We start from the raw sequence: 18,700 nt of genomic DNA on the forward strand, positions 1-18,700 counted from the left end.
CTTTGTCTCATACCTAAAAAGAGCCTAAATAGAGGCTGTTGCAGTGTAATTTTTTGGTAATTTCTCTGCCTGCGTAGACGATCTGTGTCTTGTCGCCAGACTCGCCTCAATAAATTTCTCATTCATTAACGCAGATTATCCCATAGCTAAATATTCCATAACCCGTGAGGACTTTTCTTTCTATGTTCAAACCTCGCACAATTTTTATTGCCTTAACGGCGATTATCCTTGCGTTTGCCATCAGCACACAGATATATATACAACCCGCAGTAGCCCTTGGAGGAACGTGTAATCCAACTGGGGGAAACCTACCTATATGCCCAAGTACAGCACCTTCAGCGTCAGCTAGTTTCGTTGACCCAACTGCAACAATCACCAATCCCACAAATATAACCTTGGGCGAAAAAGTCTATGTTGCCCCATTTGCTGAGTTAGACGCTACTAATGCGCCTATTAGCATTGCAGCAGATTCTAATGCCCAAGACCAAGTGAAAATCACCGCTTCGGGAACGGGAGTGGAAATTGGCGAGCGTGTGATTATGGCACACATGGCCGTTGTTAAAGGTGCAGCTAAAATCGGGATTCAAGGCTCAACCGGGCCTTTTACCAATCCAGTTACCAATACTCAGTTCAGCAACACTATTCCAGAGACATTTCTCGCCTTCAACTGTGAAATAGACGGTGCAACTATAGAAAGAAACACAGTAGTCAACTTTCTCGCGCGAGTTGGACCTAGTGTTACCTTACCGGCTGGTAAAGTTGTCCTACCTGGTAAAAACGTCACAACTAACCTACAAGCTAGTAGTGGCAGTTTGGGGAAAGTCGCCAATCTAACACAAGCCGACGTTGCATTGATGGAAGGCATTATCGAAGTCAATGAAGCATTTGCCAAAGGTTATACAGACTTAGCTAGGGCAGACTTGACAAACGTAACAGGGATAAATTACGCCCCAGTAACCTCTTTTAATTCTGGAGGTCTGCCACAAATAGGTGGAAGTGCGACTCGCGTTCCAAACTTCCGTAATCGCATCATCGGTAATATTGTTCTGCAAGATTCTTTAGCAAACCTCAACAACAAAATAGGTAATAGAATTTCGCTGCGTGCTGATGAAGGTGAACCTTTTAATGTTGGACAAATTGCTGGTATGGCAAATGATGTCGTCTTTCACGCCTTAGAAACAACTAGCTTGAGTCTTGGTAATGGGATTGGGTATGGGCCCCGCGCTCTAGTTCATGGCGGTAGGCAGGTTGTCAATGGTGTTGCTAATGGGCCTGAAACTAGCGTAGGTGATGCCGTAGGGTTAGGTCCGAACTCTGTTATATTCCGCGCCAGCATTGGCAATAACTCAGCACTTGGACAAAGAAGCGCAGTCTTTAATTCTACAGTAGCTCCCAGAACAGCGATCGCTGCTCGAACAATCTATGCTGATAACGGCAACTTGATTTTACCTGTGGAGTGGTAATACCAATTTTGGATTTTGGATCTTAGATTTTGGATTCAAAATCCTTACCATCAAACAGTTCTAGACCTCTGAAACAATTCTACCTATCCCAGGTGTAAGCAACTGACTTTTACATCATTATGAATCGGAAAATCTTGTCGCTAGTGCAATTACAATGCCTACGATTGATTGTGTTGTTCACTTTGATATTCGGACTGATATTAAGTGTTGATGGCGGTTCAACTTTAGCTGCTGAAATCACCTCAAATCAGCCTCAAATTGTACAACCTCCAGTCACCGGACTTGTTTCTACATTGTCGGATGAGGTCGCGGAATTACCATCAGACTTAATTCGCTGGTCAACTTACTGGCAACTTTGTTGGGAACCATATCCTGAAGCTAAAGAATACGAGCTACAGACGGTGCTTGTGGAAGGGAAATCTCCAAAGTTGAAACGCCAAAGCGATCGCTGCTTTCGTTTACAAGCTGCATCTAATGAAAACCAAAAATCACAAGGATTACTCAACCGTGATTTAATCTTGTTAATGCACAAGATTCAGCTTGGTTATCGAGTGCGTGCTGTTGTAGATAGTAACCGTGTCAGTGAATGGTCTCAAGTAATGGCAGTTGGTGCAACTACTGTGTCTGAAACAAATGGCACTCAGATCAGTGTAAATCCCTGATATTTCTGGCGTAAGGGCTATGGGATGTAGGGTTTAGGGGAAATAAAAGCTAATCAAGAGATATGATATGATTGATTTTTCAATATCAAAGAAAGCTTTTTTACATCCTTCCCAACTTTTCAAACATCCTCTAACGCCCCTTGCTATCTTCGTTTAACGAAGATAACTTAATCCGCCGACTTTCACGTGATAATGGTACTAAAACTGGGGCTTGACTTTGAGCATTGCTTTCTTTAAAGCTTTCCACTATCTTAGATAGTTGTGCAATTGTTGATGCTTCAAATACACTCCGCAAAGGTAACTCCACACGCAAAACATCACGCACTCTAGAGACAAGCTGAGTTGCCAGTAATGAATGACCGCCTAATTCAAAGAAATTATCATAAATTCCTACGTGCTTAAGTCCCAAAACCTCAGCAAAAATTTTCACCAACACTTGTTCGACAGGAGTCCGAGGTGCGATGTAATTTTCAGACAATTGGGGCTGAATTGCATCATGGAATGCTTTTAAAGCGTGGCGATTAACTTTACCATTAGCTGTTAAAGGTAAAGACTCCAAAACTACAAAAGCTGATGGCATCATGTACTCAGGCAGTTTTTGTGCTATGTAAGTCTGCAACTGCGGCACTAATTTACGCGCAGCTTTGGCTTGTAAGGGATTATTGGCGTAAGATTCCCAGGGACGAGAGTGAGTCGTATTATGTGGAAAAATAGCTCTCTTACCTATTTCATCTTGCCTTACAAAAACCACATCATAGCGTCCTTCAATACCTGAATGCGACCAGGTAATCTCAACTTTGTAAGGTACATCCAGTGTATAAAAATCTTCTGGTTCTACTCCAAAATCTTCCAGTTCTTGCAAAGCTTTACGCATTTGACCTACAGTTTTAAAGTTTTCTACGTCTGATAGCCATTCTGCTGTTTTAACAGATGCCATCACCCGTGCATTAGGTACATTATTAATACATAATATTTCTGGTCGATCCTCAATTAATAACTGACGCACTGTTGACACTGTTAAATTATCTTCTGGCCAGTTCAGCACGCAATAATTTTCACTAGTATTAACAGTTTTGGCATGAATATGAAAAATTACATTGTAACGAAACTCAGTTAACTCATTATGATGTTTTCCCCGCATCAGTTGAATTTGTACATGATTAATCTGCGGAAGGCGTTGTTTTATGGCATTAAAAAAAGTTGGGTCAATCACCAATTCTGTTTCTTGGAAAATTTGCATTTGAACCCGTTGCTGCAACTCAGAACGGGTGAGGGAAGGTTCAGCTTGATACAATTGCACTGAGGCATGGAAAGCTGGCAATAGTGGCAAACTACGCACATCTCCTATGAAGATAAAGCCACCCGGAGCAGTTGCCTTGACAGCACCTTCTAATACACTAATCAAATAATCAATAGTAGGAAAATATTGTACAACTGAGTTCAGAATTACTGCATCAAAAGCGGCTGTTTCTACTTTCTCAAAGTCAGTAGCCATTTGCTGATACAGTTTGACTTGTGGCATCTCTTGCTTTTCTAACTGCTGCTGAATGTAGTGAAGTGAAACTGAGGAAAAGTCTGTTCCCCAATATTTAGTGCAGTGAGGTGCAACTCTAAATAAAATTAACCCTGTTCCACAACCAATTTCTAAGACTCGTTTGGGTTGCAAAGCCAAAATTTGCTCGACTTGGTTATCCACCCACTCACGCATCTGCTCTACTGGAATAGGCTGATTTGTATAACTACTATTCCAGCCGACAATATTTAATTCTGGATCGGAATCAACAGGTTGATTATAAGTTTCGTTATAGAGCATCTGCCATTGCAAAACTTGCTCATTCTGCAATTGCATTAATTGCACGTTCTCCTGCTGATTGCTGTATTCAGCTTTCGCTATCACATAAGCTACTAGGCGCTTTTCCTGTTCATCCTCACGACTTACTACTACAGTTTTCTGTACTGCTGGATGTTGACTCAGTACCGCTTCAATTTCTCCCAATTCAATGCGGTAGCCGCGAATTTTTACCTGCTCGTCGAGACGACCTAAAAATTCAATGCTGCCATCTAATCGATAGCGAACTAAATCACCTGTTTTATAAAGTTTCGCTTTTAAATTATTAGTAAAAGCATGATAAATAAAGTATTTAGCCGTTAAATCAGGACGGTTTAAATAACCTCGTGCTAATCCATGACCGCTTATGTACAACTCTCCTGAAACACCAATGGGTACAGGTTGTAAATGTTTATCTAATATGTAAACTTGTGTATTAGCTATCGCCTGACCAATTGCAGGTGCTAAATTATCTTTATTCTTAACAGAAATATGACCAGAAGTTGTAACAACGGTGTTCTCTGTAGGCCCATAATTATTATATACTTGGAAGGAGTGCGAAACTAAAGGATATTGATTTAGTTTATCTCCACCTGTAAGCAATATTCGTAAAGCGGCATCTTCAGGAAAATCTAATAACAAAAACTTTTCTGCTATAGGTGTTGGTAAGAAAGAAATTGTGATTTTTTGCGAGATTAACCAATCTCGGAGATATTCAGGCGATCGCCTGATTTCATCATCTACAATATAGATACTTGCTCCAGCACTAAGGTAAGGCCAAATTTCCCAACCACAAGCATCAAAGGCAATCCCGGCTATCTGCGTTACTCGGTCAAGAGGTGAAACTCTAAAGGCTTTTTGATGCCAAAAAACCAGATTCAATAATCCTCTATGCTCAATTTGTACGCCTTTAGGGTTTCCTGTTGAGCCAGAGGTATAAATGACATAAGCAAGGTTGTCTACTGCAACTTCACTAGGAAGATTATCTTCAATTTCTTGAGCAATAATTTTATAATCTTTATCTAAACATATTATGTTTGAATTATAGTTTTCCAAACGTTCAAGCCATCGTTCATGAGTTAATAAAACTGAGACTTGAGCATCTTCAAGCATAAAGTTTAAACGTTCAGATGGATAGCTTGGGTCTAGAGGTACATAAGCTCCACCTGCTTTCAGAATGCCCAACATCCCGATGACCATATCAAAAGAACGTTCTACACAAATCCCTACTAAAACTTCGGTTTTCACTCCTAATTTTTTTAGATAATGTGCAAGTTGGTTACTACGTATATTTAACTCTTTGTAGCTGAGTTTATCATCGCCAAATACTAGTGCAGTTTCATCAGAATTCTGTTGAGCAACGCTCTCAAATAACTGATGAATACACTTATCTTGAGGATAATCTAACTGAGTATTATTCCATTCAACTAATAGATTATGTCGCTCAGATTCACTTAAAAGAGATAATTGTGCAATTCGCTGTTCTGGATTTGTAACTATACCTTCAAGTAATGTTTGGAAATGTCCTAACATTCTGGTGATAGTAGCATCATCAAATAAATCAGTGCTGTATATTACAAAACCACTAATTCCTTCTGAGCTATCTGCCCATAAACTGTTTTGACTATTTGGCTCCCACAAGTGGAACTCCAAATCAAAGCGTGTTGTTTCCGTCTCAAATGGTAGGGGGCTTAAAGTTAAGCCAGTTAACTCTAATGCTGACATAGGCGCATTTTGCAGAGCAAACACCACTTGGAAGAGCGGATTTTGATTCAAGTTACGCTCTGGATGCAATTCCTCTACAAGTTTTTCAAAAGGCAAATCTTGGTGAGCATAAGCCCCTAGAGCTACTTCTTTGACTCGACTCAATAATTCTCGAAAAGTTGGGTTTCCAGTTAAGTCGGTACGCAATACTAAGCTATTGACAAAAAAACCAATTAATCCTTCAATTTCACTACGGTTGCGATTGGCAATAGGTGAACCGATCGCAATATCTTCTTGTTGTGTGTAGCGGTAAAGTAAAACTTTAAATGCTGATAGTAGGGTTATAAATAAAGTTACCCCTTCTTGCTGTCCGAGAGCTAAAAGTGCTTCGCTCAAACTTTTTGATAATTGCAGAGGTTGCCTTGCACCCTGGTAAGTTTGAACAGATGGTCTTGGTCTGTCGGTTGGCAGATTTAATATAGAGATGCCGTCTAATTGCTTCTGCCAGTAACTAAGTTGCTTTTCTAATACTTCCCCTTGCAACCATTGACGTTGCCAGTATGCAAAGTCTGCATATTGAATTGTCAGTTTCGGTAGAGGAGAAGGCTGATTGCTGGCAAAGGCTGTGTAGAGTGCTGCTATCTCTTGAATCAGCACCCCAATAGACCAACCATCTGAGACAATGTGGTGCATAGTCAGCAGCAGGATGTATTGTGTCTCATCCAACCATAGCAGTTTTGCGCGTAGCAACAAATCAGTTGATAAATTGAAAGAACGTTGAGCTTCTTGGGTGGTGAGTCGTCGTGCTTGGATTTCTCGTTCGGCTTGTGGCAGTTGCCGTAAATCTATTATTGATAAGGGTATTGTTAGCGTGGGATTAATTACTTGAACTGGTTGCCCTGACTGGATGACAACATTGGTGCGTAAAGCTTCGTGTCGTCGGACAATTTCGTTAAAAGTTTGCTCTAGCGCGGCTTGATTGAGCGAACCTGTTAAATGTAGTGCTAGTGGAATGTTATAGAAAGGATTATTAGGGATTAATTGGTCAAGAAACCACAGCCTTTGTTGAGCAAAGGAGAGGGGAAGATTTCCTAACTGCGAAATAGGTACAAGAGGTGTAAAGTTGAGCTTATTAGTACGATTAGTGGCTTTTAAAAATTCAATAATTTCTGATTTACGCTCTTGAATCTTTGTACGCAGTTCTGCCGTCAGAGTTCCTTCGGGCGCGTTACAGCGAATCTTTTCATCTTCAATAAAAACTTGAATATCTAAGCTGCAAAGATAAGATAAAAACTCAACCGTATTCAAAATTACACCTCTTCGCAACAGTTGTGACTAGTAATTAATCTCAATTTTTTATCACACTTATAGCAGCGTATAAATCGTTCCAGGGGATGAAAGTTTCATAACTGTAACTATGATATGGCAGTTCGCTTTGATTTTTGGGCGTTGCTGAAACCTTGTAGAGACGTTCCGGCGGAACGTCTCTACAAGAGTTTGGATATCATCAAAAATTATTTTCATACATCAAATCAGCAACGCCTGATTTTTGTATCCCTTGGGAGACAACCAAAGAGCCATATATTTTGCCAAAAAATATAAATCTATGTAATCTTGTTCTGTTCCCTGTTAAGAGTTCCCTCCCCCAAATATCCAATATTTTAGGGTGGTTCAGTCAAATAAAACCTGTAAATACCAAGAAATTATTTGTACTGACGCACCCTACTAACAGCAAATTTGGGATAATTTGATTTTTGGAGTTCCCTGATTATAAGTTAGGTCGGCGTAAATAATTATCGTTACTCCCGGTAGGAGGCAGGAGGCATAAGGGAAAAGGGTTTTAGCCTTATTGCCTCTTTTTCACATAGGTTGGTTTTATTGTGCCGACTTACTTAGAGCGATCGCTAATTCACTCCTTCTGGATAAAAGGTGAACTTTTTGTTAGATCCACCCTGCCTGAAACTTTGTTATCAGGCATATAACAGAGCTAGAGGCTAGTCTTTATCTGGCCTTGTCTTCAATAATTCCCTTTTCCTTGATGATCAAGACTTCTGGTATTGGTGGTATTGGGCGGCCGGAGATACGGGTATCGTTATGCTGATTGTCCTTTTTGGCAGATTCAGCTGCAATTTGGGCAGATGACTTAATATCTTGAGCAGCTTCTTTGGCAGATTCGGTTGCGTTCTTGGCCGAGGCTTTCAGGGATTCAGTAGCGTTCTGAGCCGAGGATTTGAGGGATTCGGCTGCACTTTTGACAGATGGCTCGACTGCCTTGGCTGTTTCTTTAACTGTTGAGCGAACATCCTTAGCAGCACCTTCAATTTCCTTAGCGACAGCTTTGGCAGAAGGCCTAATGTCATCAGCAGCGTTTTGAATAGAGTTAGCAGCCCTTTCTACAGAAGGCTGAACACCTTCGATTGTATGTTGAACTGACTCTTTTACGTCTCTAATCGTAGGTTTGATTTCTTCGGATACATTCCTAACTGCGTCTACTACAGAAGGTTTAGCCTCTCTAACCGTCTGATTGACTGATTCGGCTATACCTTTAATAGAAGGCTTGGACTCTTCAACTGTTTGCTGGACGGCTTCTGCTGTCCCTTTGATAGATGGCTTGACTTCTTCAATCGTTTCCTTGGCTGCCGAGCCTATGTCTTCTATAGAATGTTTAACACCCTCTGCGACAGAGTGGGCAGCATCCCCTAAATTATCTACCGCGCGGTTAACCGTATCAGCAGTTCCCTTACCAATTATGGCACCAGCAACTGAGCCGGCGACAGCACCGATAATGCCTCCAGAGCGAGCGCCTAGTACACCGCCAATTGCGGCTCCAGCTACCCTAGCACTAATGCCTGAACCGGAAGAAGAGTCTGATGTTTGTTCTAGCTCGGATTCAGAATTTTCTTCAGCGTGATTTAAAGGCAATTTTTTCTCACTCTCACTCCTAACGATCTTTTCCTCGTGGAGGAAAGGATTGGTATCAATTTGGTTAAGAGGTTGCTTGTTGTCATTCATAATACTTTGTACGTTCAATTAGCTTTATTAATTTAAGGTAACTATTAATCTCGATAATCATCCCTAGCGCAAGGAGTATATATCTACTCATTAATGGTGAACCTGAGTGCAGATCTATTGGGGTCATCTGGTGTTCTGGCTCGTGGCACACTGGCAATAATGTTCAGGTTGGACGAAACACAAATACTTGCAACTATTAACGTTCCTGTATTGGTAATGTGTGGGGCTTCAGATATAGCTAGGACTTACGCAAGATTGAACTCAAAACCTGATTCTTGCGTAGGGGTAATTCATGAATTACCCCTACTTCCGTTCTGTTTTGCGTAAGTCCTGATAGCGACAAAACCTGTGGCGAGCGATCGCATGAAAGCAGAATTGCCTTATTCTGAACGAGTCACCCTAAAACCAGGTGGACACATGGCATTAATGGAACAAAACAAACAATTTGCCGAAGCAGTCAGCACGTTTTGTACTGGCTGCTTATAGCTGGGATCACTACCTGAAGCTTATTAAAGGCTAGATGTACTTAGCACTTTTTGATTACTTCCAAAGTAAAGTTCGCCCAATTCTTCTAAAAAAATATCCGCCTGCGATTCTGGATTACGAAAGTAGGGATGGATGGGAAGGAGTTCAGCGCGAGGGCGGGTTTCCGGGGAAGACAAAATCTGCTCAAGCGAAGACAGGTAGTTTTCAGCAGTAGATTCCCAAGTGTAAGTCTTCAACACCCGTTGCTGACCCACTTGGGCAAAATACTCCCACTCCTGAGCATCACATAGCAACCGCTCTAAGCCGCGTGCAATATCAGCAGGATCTTCTGGGTCAACGAGTACACCATATTCCTTATTTCCCTGTAGGAAGCTCTCGCTAGGGCCACCGTTCTTGGTTGCTACCACTGGCAAACCTGCGGCTGCTGCTTCTAAGGGAGCAAGCCCAAAGGGTTCGTAAAGTGCCGTCAGCGCAAATACTGAGCGGCGTTTAACCATAAACCGATAAGCTGCTGCCAGTGACTCTTGAGACTGATCTGACAAGCTAAAGGCACTGATCTTGCCCCACAAGTCTTTTTCTTTGACCACTTCCCGAATAGGGGCTAATACCTCTTCAGCTATGTCGTCACTAGCCTCCTCTTGTAAAGGATCGTCTAGCCCCCCTGTAATTAGCATCAAGTTAGCTCGTTCCTGAAGTGTTGGACTCATTGCGAAGGCTTGCACTAGCCCTAATATGTTTTTTTTCGGCTCTAATCGACTGGATGCTAAGATGACGGGCAAATCTCGACGGGTTTCTGCAATGTCCCGTGCCAATCGCTCCTGAATTAACTCTTCGGTAGCTTCCTCATTTTCGGAACGTGCCTTTGCACCGAAAATCGAGAAATCTGCTCCCGGTGGAATTACTGCAAAGCGGTTATCGTTGTCTACATCCACTGCACCATTATAGACTCGATGAGAATACTGTTCAAAGCGTTCTTGTCGTGTACTGGTGATATTAATGGCCGAGCGATTCATGCTCAGGTGTTCGGCTAAGATGCGATATCTGAAATTAAATTGCTCGTCTATTTCCGTGAGATTTTCTGGCGTAACTTCCAGTTTATCCATCTTTTGAGCGCCGAGAGAATGAGCAGTAAAGGTAAAAGGTATGCCTGTCTCCTCTTCAATTAGAACGCCACACAGTCCTCCATCGCCGTAGTGAGCAGTCATAGCATCAGGTAAGCCACCTCCTTGCTGTTGATAAAATTTCAAGATGTTAGGTACCCAATCAACGATCAGATGAGGCCATAACAACTCTTTAGGGAGAAATTCTTTTGGCCCAGCTGGTAAGCGGATAATGCGGACGTTATCTACCCCTGGATAAGTGTCAATCACTTCAGCAAACTCTGGCCACTCAGGGTCAATAATTTGACGGGTGAGAATATCAACTTTATGACCCATTTGAGCTATGGCGAGGGCGACTTGCTTAACGTAGATCAGCTGACCCCCAAAATCTGGGTGTTTCGTTATATGACTATTATTTGAATCAAAATTGCCTTGAGGGTTGAGAAATCCAATATGCATAGCCCACTTCCTATTAACTTAAACCCAGCCAAACCGCGTATTTTCCCAATGTTTAAGTTAATCGCTATTGGGGCTGGCGCACATATACCGGATGATATAAATGAAATGGTAGGGTGATATTTTTCCTTAAAATTCAACGTCTTCTCGCTGTTGTCCCGTAGTTTCAGTTTTATCTGCACCTTTTGCTGCCCAAAACATTGTATCAATGCACTTAGCAAGTTGTTCAATAGTTGGTGCTTCAAATAAATTGCGTACAGTTACATCTATTTGGAAGGTATCTCGGATTCGGGAAATTAACTGAGTCGCTAGTAGAGAATGACCGCCCAATTCAAAGAAATTATCATGAACACTTACACTTATCTGCTCTTTTCCCAGGACTCTAGCCCAAATTTCTCCAAGTAACTCTTCAACTTGCGATCGCGGTGCCACATAATCATATCTATCGAAAGTTACTATATCTGGTCTAGGTAAAGCACGACGGTCTACTTTGCCATTAGCTGTTAGTGGTATTGATTCTAGTTGCAGATAGGCTGTTGGCACCATGTATTCTGGTAACTTTTCTTTCAAGTATTTACGTAATACAGATGCCAAATCTGATACTTCTACTACATTAAGAACAATATAAGCTATCAAATATTTATGATCAGGTATGTCCTCATCAGCGATAACCACTGTTTCTTTCACAGATGGATGTTCACTCAACACCGCTTCAATCTCTGATAATTCAATGCGAAAGCCACGAATTTTTACTTGATTGTCAATCCTACCTAAAAATTCAATATTGCCATCTGGTAGATAGCGGGCTAAATCACCAGTTTTATAAAGACGTGTTTTTGAATTATCACTAAAATGATTTGTAATAAAGTGTTCAGCAGTTAATTCTGTGTGATTGAGATATTCTCGTGCTAGACCATCGCCGCCAATATATAATTCGCCAATAACTCCAATAGGCAAAGGTTGTAAATGTGAATCTAATATATAAATTTCTGTATTATTGATTGGTGAACCAATGGGAATAAATGTGGCTGATTCTGGTAATTCTTGGATATGATAATAAGATGAAAATGTGGTATTTTCCGTATGACCATAGACATGAATCAAATGCTTTGGCGCACCATGTTGGATAATTTTTTTCACCCATCTTATATTAACAGTTTCGCCACCAAATAGTAAATATCGCAAAGTTGCAAAAGCTTGCGGAACATCTCTAGCAATCTGTTGAAATAAAGCTGTTGTCAAAAACAAGACACTAATTTCTTTTTGTTGTAGCTGTAATGCAAATTCATGAGGCGAAAGGATTACATCTTTGCTAACACCTACAAGTTGAGCGCCGTTAAGTAACGCTCCCCAAATCTCGAATGTTGCTGCATCAAAAGAAGTGTTTGAGGCTTGGGCGATTTTATCTGATGATGATAATTTTATATAGTTTGTATTGCACACTAGCCGATTTACAGCTTTGTGAATTATAGCTACTCCCTTGGGTTTGCCTGTAGAGCCGGAAGTGTAAATAACATAAGCTAAATTGTCAGAGGTAACGCTAATTTCAAGGTTATTTTTGTTTTCTTGAGTAATAATTTCCCAGTCTTTATCTATGCAAATAATTGGATTCAAGAAACATTCAAAATGCTTGAGCAACTTTTCTTGTGTTAGCAATACTGAAACCTGTGCGTCTTCCAGCATAAATTTTAGGCGTTCTTGAGGATAGCTGGGATCTAAAGGAAGATATGCTCCTCCTGCTTTCAGAATGCCTAATAAGCCAACTATCATTTCTATAGACTGTGAAATGCAAATACCTACTAATTTTTCTGAACAAACCCCGATTTTTTGTAAATAATATGCTACTTTATTGCTACGATTATTCAATTCCTGATAAGTAAGTTTTTCATCACCAAATACTAATGCTATAGAATCAGGATGATGTTGTACCTGTTCTTCAAACAATTGATGGATACACTTATGATGAGGATAATTTGTGTTAGTATTATTCCACTCCACTAATACCTGATGTAGCTCCGCTTCACTTAAAAGCGGTAATTTTGCAATGCACTGTTCTGGATTGGTAACAATGCTCGACAACAGAATTTTAAAATGTTCTAGCATTCTGCTGATAGTAGCTTTATCAAACAAATCTGTGTTGTAAACTATTACGCCACGAAGTCCTTCAGAATACTCCCAGTCTGCACCCCATAAGCTCCTGAAATCGTCAGAACACTTCCATAAGTGTAATTCTAAATCAAAACGCGTTTTTTTTAAATGAATATTCATAAAGCTAGGCACTAATCCAGGTAGTTCTAGTGCCGACATTGGCGCATTTTGGAAACTAAACACTACTTGAAATAACGGATGATAGCTCAAGTTTCGTTCTGGGTGCAGTTCTTCAACTAGCTTGTCAAATGGCAAATCTTGCTGGCTATAAGCTCCTAGTGTTACCTCTCGGACTCTGTGTAACAGTTCTCGAAAAGTCGGGTTTCCAGATAAATTGCTGCGTAGGACTAAACTATTGACAAAAAAACCAATTAGTCCTTCAATTTCGCTACGATTACGGTTAGCAATTGGCGAACCTACCGCAATATCTTCTTGATCTGTGTAGCGGTAGAGCAAAGTTTTAAATGCTGCCAACATCATCATAAAAAAAGTTACACCTTCTTGCTGTGAAAGCTTTTCTAATGCATCAATTAGCTTTTTTGGTAACTCAAAAAATTGTGTTGTACCTTCATAGCTTTGTATACTTGGTCTGGGTTTGTCGGTAGGTAAATGCAGCATAGAAATACCATTTAATTGCTGCTGCCAATAAGTTAATTGCGTTTGCAGCACTTCTCCTTGTAGCCATTCGCGTTGCCAGTGGGCAAAGTCAGCGTATTGAAGAGGTAGTTCTAATAAAGGGGAAAGCTGGTTTTGTGCAAAAGCTGTGTACAGCGTTCCCAGTTCCCGAATCAGCACCCCAATAGACCAATCATCGCAGATAATGTGGTGCATATTCAGTAATAGAATATGTTCAGTCTTAGAAAGCACAAGCAACTTCACTCGCAGCAATGGTCCAGAGGATAAATCGAAAGGATGTTCTATCTCTGCATTAATAATCCTGCTTGCTTCCAACTCTCCTTCATCTTCTAGCAGTAGCTGGAGGTCTAATACAGAAATAGGTATTGTTGAACTGGGTGCAATCGCCTGTAGAGGTTGCCCATCCACCACTATAAATGTAGTGCGTAAGCTTTCATGGCGATGTACAATTTCGTTAAAAGTCTGCTCCAGTGCCGTTAAGTTAAGCAAACCTGTTAAGCGAATTACTGTCGGCACATTATAAATAGTATTGTCAGGGATCAACTGGTCAAGAAACCATAACCGTTGTTGGGCAAAAGATACTGGAAAGACAAAAACCTCTTCAAAAGACATATAGCAATCCTAAATCATTACTGAAAATCTCTCTTTATTTTCTCTGCGTTCTCTGCGTCTCTGCGGTTCGTTACAATTAGAGTCTGTGCTTTCTCAATACAGCCTCTTAACTGTGCGGCTAGAACCTGAATATGGGGTTTTCTCAGCATAGTTAGGTGATTCCCAGGAATATGATGAATTTCTGTTCCTCCCACAGCGAACTGATCCCAACCCATACTCGGCTCCTCCTCGGCAACGTTTAACTGAACTTTTGTTCTAAAAAGATTAATTCGCTTAGGGTAGACTTGCGGAACGTAGTTGAGAACTGCTTGGCTATTGGCGTAAAAAACACGAAGCATAGGGATAATTGCCGACTCACTTAAAAGCCTTCCCTTGGATTCTTGAGATACAAGGTTGACTGTGGCATCCTCCTTTTGGATGAAATGTGAGAACAGATTTCTTTTGAGCGTTAGCGACTCCCAAAAAGAGTATCGCATCAACTTCTGAAAATTAGTCAATCGAGAAGTTAAACTTTTATTCCGGTTTTTACTATGAGCAGTAATTAGACGCAAATAATCAAGGAAAAAGGGCCACATATATGGCACGACTGTAGTAAAAATAAACTTGAAAGCATTGCTCAAAGAAGGTAGATTGCTCTTAATTGGTGCTACCGTGTCAAGCACAGCAAGTAGAGCTACTTCTTCCCCAGAATTTTCAAGTTGTTGCGCCATTTCAAAAGCAACCCATCCTCCAAAAGACCAACCTCCTATAAAATAAGGGCCTTTCGGTTGTACTGAGCGCAATGCTTCAATGTAATGGGTAGCCATATCCTCAATGCGATTTAGTGGAGTTTCCCCATCAATTCCAATAGGCTGTAGCCCATAAAGTGGCTGATTTTCACCCAATTGATGAGCTAATTCATAATAAGGAAAGACCACACCAAATATTGGATGGACGCAAAAGAAAGGCGGATTTGAGCCATTCGGTTGAATCGTAACTAAAGGAGACCACGCCAGAGAATCTGTTTTTGTATATAGTGCAATTGCTAAACTTTCAATTGTTTGATTTAAAAACAGGTTAGATAAAGGTAAATCACGCTCAAACTGTTTATTTATTTGGTCTAATAAACGTACAGCCAGCAGCGAATTTCCTCCCAAATCAAAGAAGTTATCATGAATACCTACATTCTCAACATTAAGGACTTCAGCCCAGATTTTTGCCAAGGTTGATTCAGTTGGAGTCCGAGGAGCAAGAAAGGCTTTATTGATTGAGCGGCTTTGACTATCAACTACTTTTAGCGCATAACGATCCACTTTGCCATTAGCCGTTAACGGCAAAGAATCCAGAATTACAAAAGCTTTTGGTATCATGTATTCTGGTAATTTTTCTTTTAGAAATTCACGTAATTCAATAATTGTTTGCTCCGGCGGTGACTTAGAAACAATGTAAGCTACTAAATGCTTGTTATCAGATAGATTACCTTGAGTAATTACAATTGCTTTTTCTACTTTATTATTCTGGCTTATAACTGTTTCAATTTCTGATAATTCAATACGAAAACCGCGAATTTTTACTTGGTTATCGATGCGACCTAAAAATTCAATATTACCGTCTGGTCGATATCGAGCTAAATCACCTGTATTGTAAAGCCGTGCTTCTTTTTTACTATTAAAAGGATTGGGAATAAACTTTTTTGCAGTTAATTCAGGACAATTGACGTAGCCTCGTGCTAGTCCATCACCAGCGATGTATAATTCACCTAAAATCCCAATTGGTACAGGTTGTAAATGCTTATCTAATATATAAATTTCAGTGTTAGCAATTGGGCGACCAATAGGCGGTTTTTCACTCACAGATTTAATTCCGGCAACAGTTGACCAAACGGTTGCTTCAGTAGGCCCGTAAGCATTAAAAAACCTACGGCTAGGATTCCACCAACGTTTTACTATATCCTCAGAACATGATTCACCCGCACTAATAATAGTTTGTAATGCAGGTAATGATTCTGTAGGTAAAACTGCCAAAACCGCAGGTGGGAGAGTAACGTGAGTAATAGCTTTTTCGCTTAATAGTTGAAGTAAAGCTTTTCCAGGTAGAAGAGATTCTTTCTTTGCTAAATAAAGGGTTGATCCTGTTTGCAATGCCATGACAATCTCGAAAATTGAGGCATCGAAACTTAATGATGCGAATTGCAGAATGCGGTTACTCGGTTGCAAGTTAAAAACCTCAATCTGATCTGCTGCTAAATTAGCCAATCCTCGGTGTTCGATTAAAACGCCTTTTGGCTGCCCTGTTGAGCCAGAAGTGTAGATGACATAAGCTAAGTTTTCAAGTGTTACGCAACTGGTTGGGTTTTCTCGGCTATGTTGTGTAATAGTTGCCCAATCTTTATCTATACTAATAATTGGATTCGATAATTCTGTAAAATGTTGAAGTAATTTTTCTTGTGTCAGCAAAACTGAAACTTGTGCATCTTTCAACATGAAGTTAAGACGCTCTTGAGGATAGCTGGAATCTAAAGGAAGGTATGCACCGCCAGCTTTAAAAATGCCTAATATGGCAATTATCATTTCTGGTGAACTCTCCACACAAATGCCAACTAAAGATTCAGTTTGTACACCTTTTTTTCTGAGATAATGTGCAAGTTTATTGCTACGTATATTTAACTCTTTGTAGCTGAGTTGTTGATTACCAAATACTAGTGCGTTCGCATCGGGAGTTGTCTCCACCTGCGCCTCAAATAATTGATGGAAACATTTGTTATCTGGGTAAATTTTCTTAGTGTCATTCCAATCAATTAATAATTGCTGTCGTTCTCCTTCAGTAAGCAAACCTAAATCTGAAATACGCTGTTTTGGATTGGCAACAATACTTTCTAACAGTATTTGGAAATGTCCCAGCATTCGCGTAATGGTGCTTTGATCAAATAAATCGGTACTATACACGATTTCTCCTTTGAGAGTTTCCAAGTCTCGCCACAGATGGAACTCTAAATCAAGCTTTGCAATTTTGCTGTCGAAGTCGAATAATGAAAGCTTTAACCCAGGTAACTCTAGTGCTTCAATAGGAGTATTTTGCAGGCTAAATACGACTTGAAATAAGGGATGCCGGCTCAAATCTCGGTCTGGGTGAAGTTCTTCCACCAGCTTTTCAAAGGGCAAATCCTGATGGCTGTATGCTCCTAAAGTCACCTCTCGCACTCGATTTAATAATTCTTGAAACGTCGGGTTCCCTGATAAATCGCTGCGTAGCACCAAACTATTGACAAAAAAACCAATTAACCCTTCTAGTTCGCTACGGTTACGATTAGCGATCGCTGAACCTACGACAATATCCTCTTGCTGTGTGTAGCGATAGAGCAAAGTCTGAAATGCTGCCAGCATTGTCATGAACAAGGTTACATCTTCTTGGTAACTAAGTGCTTCTATCGCTTGAGTTAAGGAGTGTGGTAGTTCTAAAAATTGTTTTGCACCCCTGTAAGTTGGAACTGCTGGTCTTACTCTGTCGGTGGGGAGATTCAGGGCTGAAATCCCGTCTAATTGTTTTCGCCAATAAGCTAACTGCGTTTGTAAAGGCGAACAGCCGTTTTCTCCCACTGCTTGCAGCCACTCTCGTTGCCATTGGGCGAAATCTGCATACTGAATGGGTAATTCTGGCAGAAGTGTAGACACCAAACATCGCTGATCTTCTACAAAGGCTTTATATAATACCCCCAGTTCTCTAATTAGCACCCCAATTGACCAGCCATCGGCAACAATGTGATGTAGATTTAGCAGCAGTACATATTCTGCTTCATCTAGTTGTAGCAGCTTCACTCGCAGCAATGGCCCGGTGGTGAGATTGAAAGGATGTTGAGCCTCTGCGGTTGCAATGCGCCGTACTTGTATCTCACATTCTTGATCGAAATTGCGTATATCTATTAAGGGAAGAGGTATGGTTAAGCTGGGTGCGATTACCTGCACTGGTTGCTGCTCTACCATAACAAACGTAGTGCGTAAGGTTTCGTGGCGACGGACAATTTCGTTGAATGTCTGCTTTAATGCGGTAAAGTTGAGGGAACCTTTCAGGCAAAGTGCTGTTGACACATTGTAAAATGGATTGCCCGATGCTAATTGGTCGAGAAACCACAATCGCTGCTGGGCGAAAGAAGTGGGGAAGACAAAAACCTCTGCTTCATCAGAAAAATTGAGTTCTTCATCAGCCGTGAGGCTACCGAGAATATATTGATCCATATTATCGTCAACGATTTGGGATTGAAAGTAGTTACCGAATCAAAAACTTTTGCTGTATTAGAACCAATAATAAAAATCCAGTTTTGAGGTTATTATTCGTTGGTATTGTAAAACTTCTATTAATGGTAGTTTAAATATTTTAAGAAAAGTGGTCCCGACAGCGTTTAGTCTAGGGATAGCGGGCGTTGTAGTGCCTCCTATGCCTTCGCCGAAGGGAAGTGCTGTAACGCCCTGTTGGGGTTATTCCCGGCAAACAAACGGCATGAGATATTTGTCTAAGTAGGTAGGCACAAATAAACCTAACTATGTAACAAAATGTAAAATCATCAAAACCCTTGCGGTTGCTTCACTCCGCTACGCTCCGTTCGCAATGACATACCTT

The 18,700-nt window shown here is 40.7% G+C and carries 8 protein-coding genes and 1 pseudogene; 4 read left to right on the plus strand and 5 right to left on the minus strand.

Annotated features, from left to right (window positions below; translation table 11 throughout):
- Positions 1–182: 182 nt before the first annotated feature.
- Both H6G06_RS15120 and H6G06_RS15125 read left to right on the plus strand, forming a co-directional pair.
- Positions 183–1,463 (plus strand): LbetaH domain-containing protein, encoded by a 1,281-nt coding sequence (locus H6G06_RS15120; protein WP_190561516.1) that lies wholly within the window; start codon positions 183–185, stop codon positions 1,461–1,463.
- 119 nt (positions 1,464–1,582) lie between these two features.
- On the plus strand, positions 1,583–2,125 hold the full coding sequence (locus H6G06_RS15125; protein WP_190561518.1) for a hypothetical protein: 543 nt from the start codon (positions 1,583–1,585) through the stop codon (positions 2,123–2,125).
- A gap of 130 nt (positions 2,126–2,255) precedes the next feature.
- On the opposite strand, the gene H6G06_RS15130 is transcribed toward H6G06_RS15125, so the two are convergent.
- Together H6G06_RS15130 and H6G06_RS15140 are read right to left on the minus strand one after the other, a co-directional pair.
- On the minus strand, positions 2,256–6,965 hold the full coding sequence (locus H6G06_RS15130; RefSeq protein WP_190561520.1) for a non-ribosomal peptide synthetase: 4,710 nt from the start codon (positions 6,963–6,965) through the stop codon (positions 2,256–2,258).
- Between the two features lie 693 nt (positions 6,966–7,658).
- Complete coding sequence (locus H6G06_RS15140) at positions 7,659–8,579, minus strand: hypothetical protein (RefSeq protein WP_190561524.1); 921 nt, start codon at positions 8,577–8,579, stop codon at positions 7,659–7,661.
- Between the two features lie 438 nt (positions 8,580–9,017).
- On the opposite strand from H6G06_RS15140, the gene H6G06_RS15145 reads away from it, so the two are divergent.
- A complete protein-coding gene (locus tag H6G06_RS15145; RefSeq protein ID WP_190561526.1) occupies positions 9,018–9,155 on the plus strand; it encodes an alpha/beta fold hydrolase in 138 nt (45 codons plus the stop codon).
- A gap of 23 nt (positions 9,156–9,178) precedes the next feature.
- On the opposite strand, the gene H6G06_RS15150 is transcribed toward H6G06_RS15145, so the two are convergent.
- The 3 genes from H6G06_RS15150 to H6G06_RS15160 form a co-directional block, all read right to left on the minus strand.
- Positions 9,179–10,714, minus strand: a complete 1,536-nt coding sequence (locus H6G06_RS15150; RefSeq protein ID WP_190561528.1) for a glycosyltransferase — start codon at positions 10,712–10,714, stop codon at positions 9,179–9,181.
- Between the two features lie 126 nt (positions 10,715–10,840).
- Positions 10,841–14,107, minus strand: a complete 3,267-nt coding sequence (locus tag H6G06_RS15155) for a non-ribosomal peptide synthetase (protein ID WP_190561530.1) — start codon at positions 14,105–14,107, stop codon at positions 10,841–10,843.
- A gap of 17 nt (positions 14,108–14,124) precedes the next feature.
- Entirely contained in the window at positions 14,125–18,318 is a 4,194-nt protein-coding gene (locus tag H6G06_RS15160) for a non-ribosomal peptide synthetase (RefSeq protein WP_190561532.1), read from the minus strand.
- On the opposite strand from H6G06_RS15160, the pseudogene H6G06_RS28130 reads away from it, so the two are divergent.
- Positions 18,306–18,446 (plus strand): annotated as a pseudogene (locus H6G06_RS28130) (ISH3 family transposase); the annotation flags it as partial. The gene H6G06_RS15160 and the pseudogene H6G06_RS28130 overlap by 13 nt on opposite strands.
- Positions 18,447–18,700: the final 254 nt, after the last annotated feature.

The sequence above is a fragment of the Anabaena sphaerica FACHB-251 genome (genome assembly GCF_014696825.1).
In the GTDB taxonomy this organism is placed as follows: domain Bacteria; phylum Cyanobacteriota; class Cyanobacteriia; order Cyanobacteriales; family Nostocaceae; genus RDYJ01.

What these genes read in the sequence shown, in the direction of transcription:
- H6G06_RS15120 (WP_190561516.1), top strand. Translation starts at nt 183, where the DNA reads ATGTTCAAACCTCGCACAATTTTTATTGCCTTAACGGCGATTATCCTT.
- H6G06_RS15125 (WP_190561518.1), top strand. Translation starts at nt 1,583, where the DNA reads ATGAATCGGAAAATCTTGTCGCTAGTGCAATTACAATGCCTACGATTG.
- H6G06_RS15150 (WP_190561528.1), bottom strand. Translation starts at nt 10,714, where the DNA reads ATGCATATTGGATTTCTCAACCCTCAAGGCAATTTTGATTCAAATAAT.
- H6G06_RS15155 (WP_190561530.1), bottom strand. Translation starts at nt 14,107, where the DNA reads ATGTCTTTTGAAGAGGTTTTTGTCTTTCCAGTATCTTTTGCCCAACAA.
- H6G06_RS15160 (WP_190561532.1), bottom strand. Translation starts at nt 18,318, where the DNA reads ATGGATCAATATATTCTCGGTAGCCTCACGGCTGATGAAGAACTCAAT.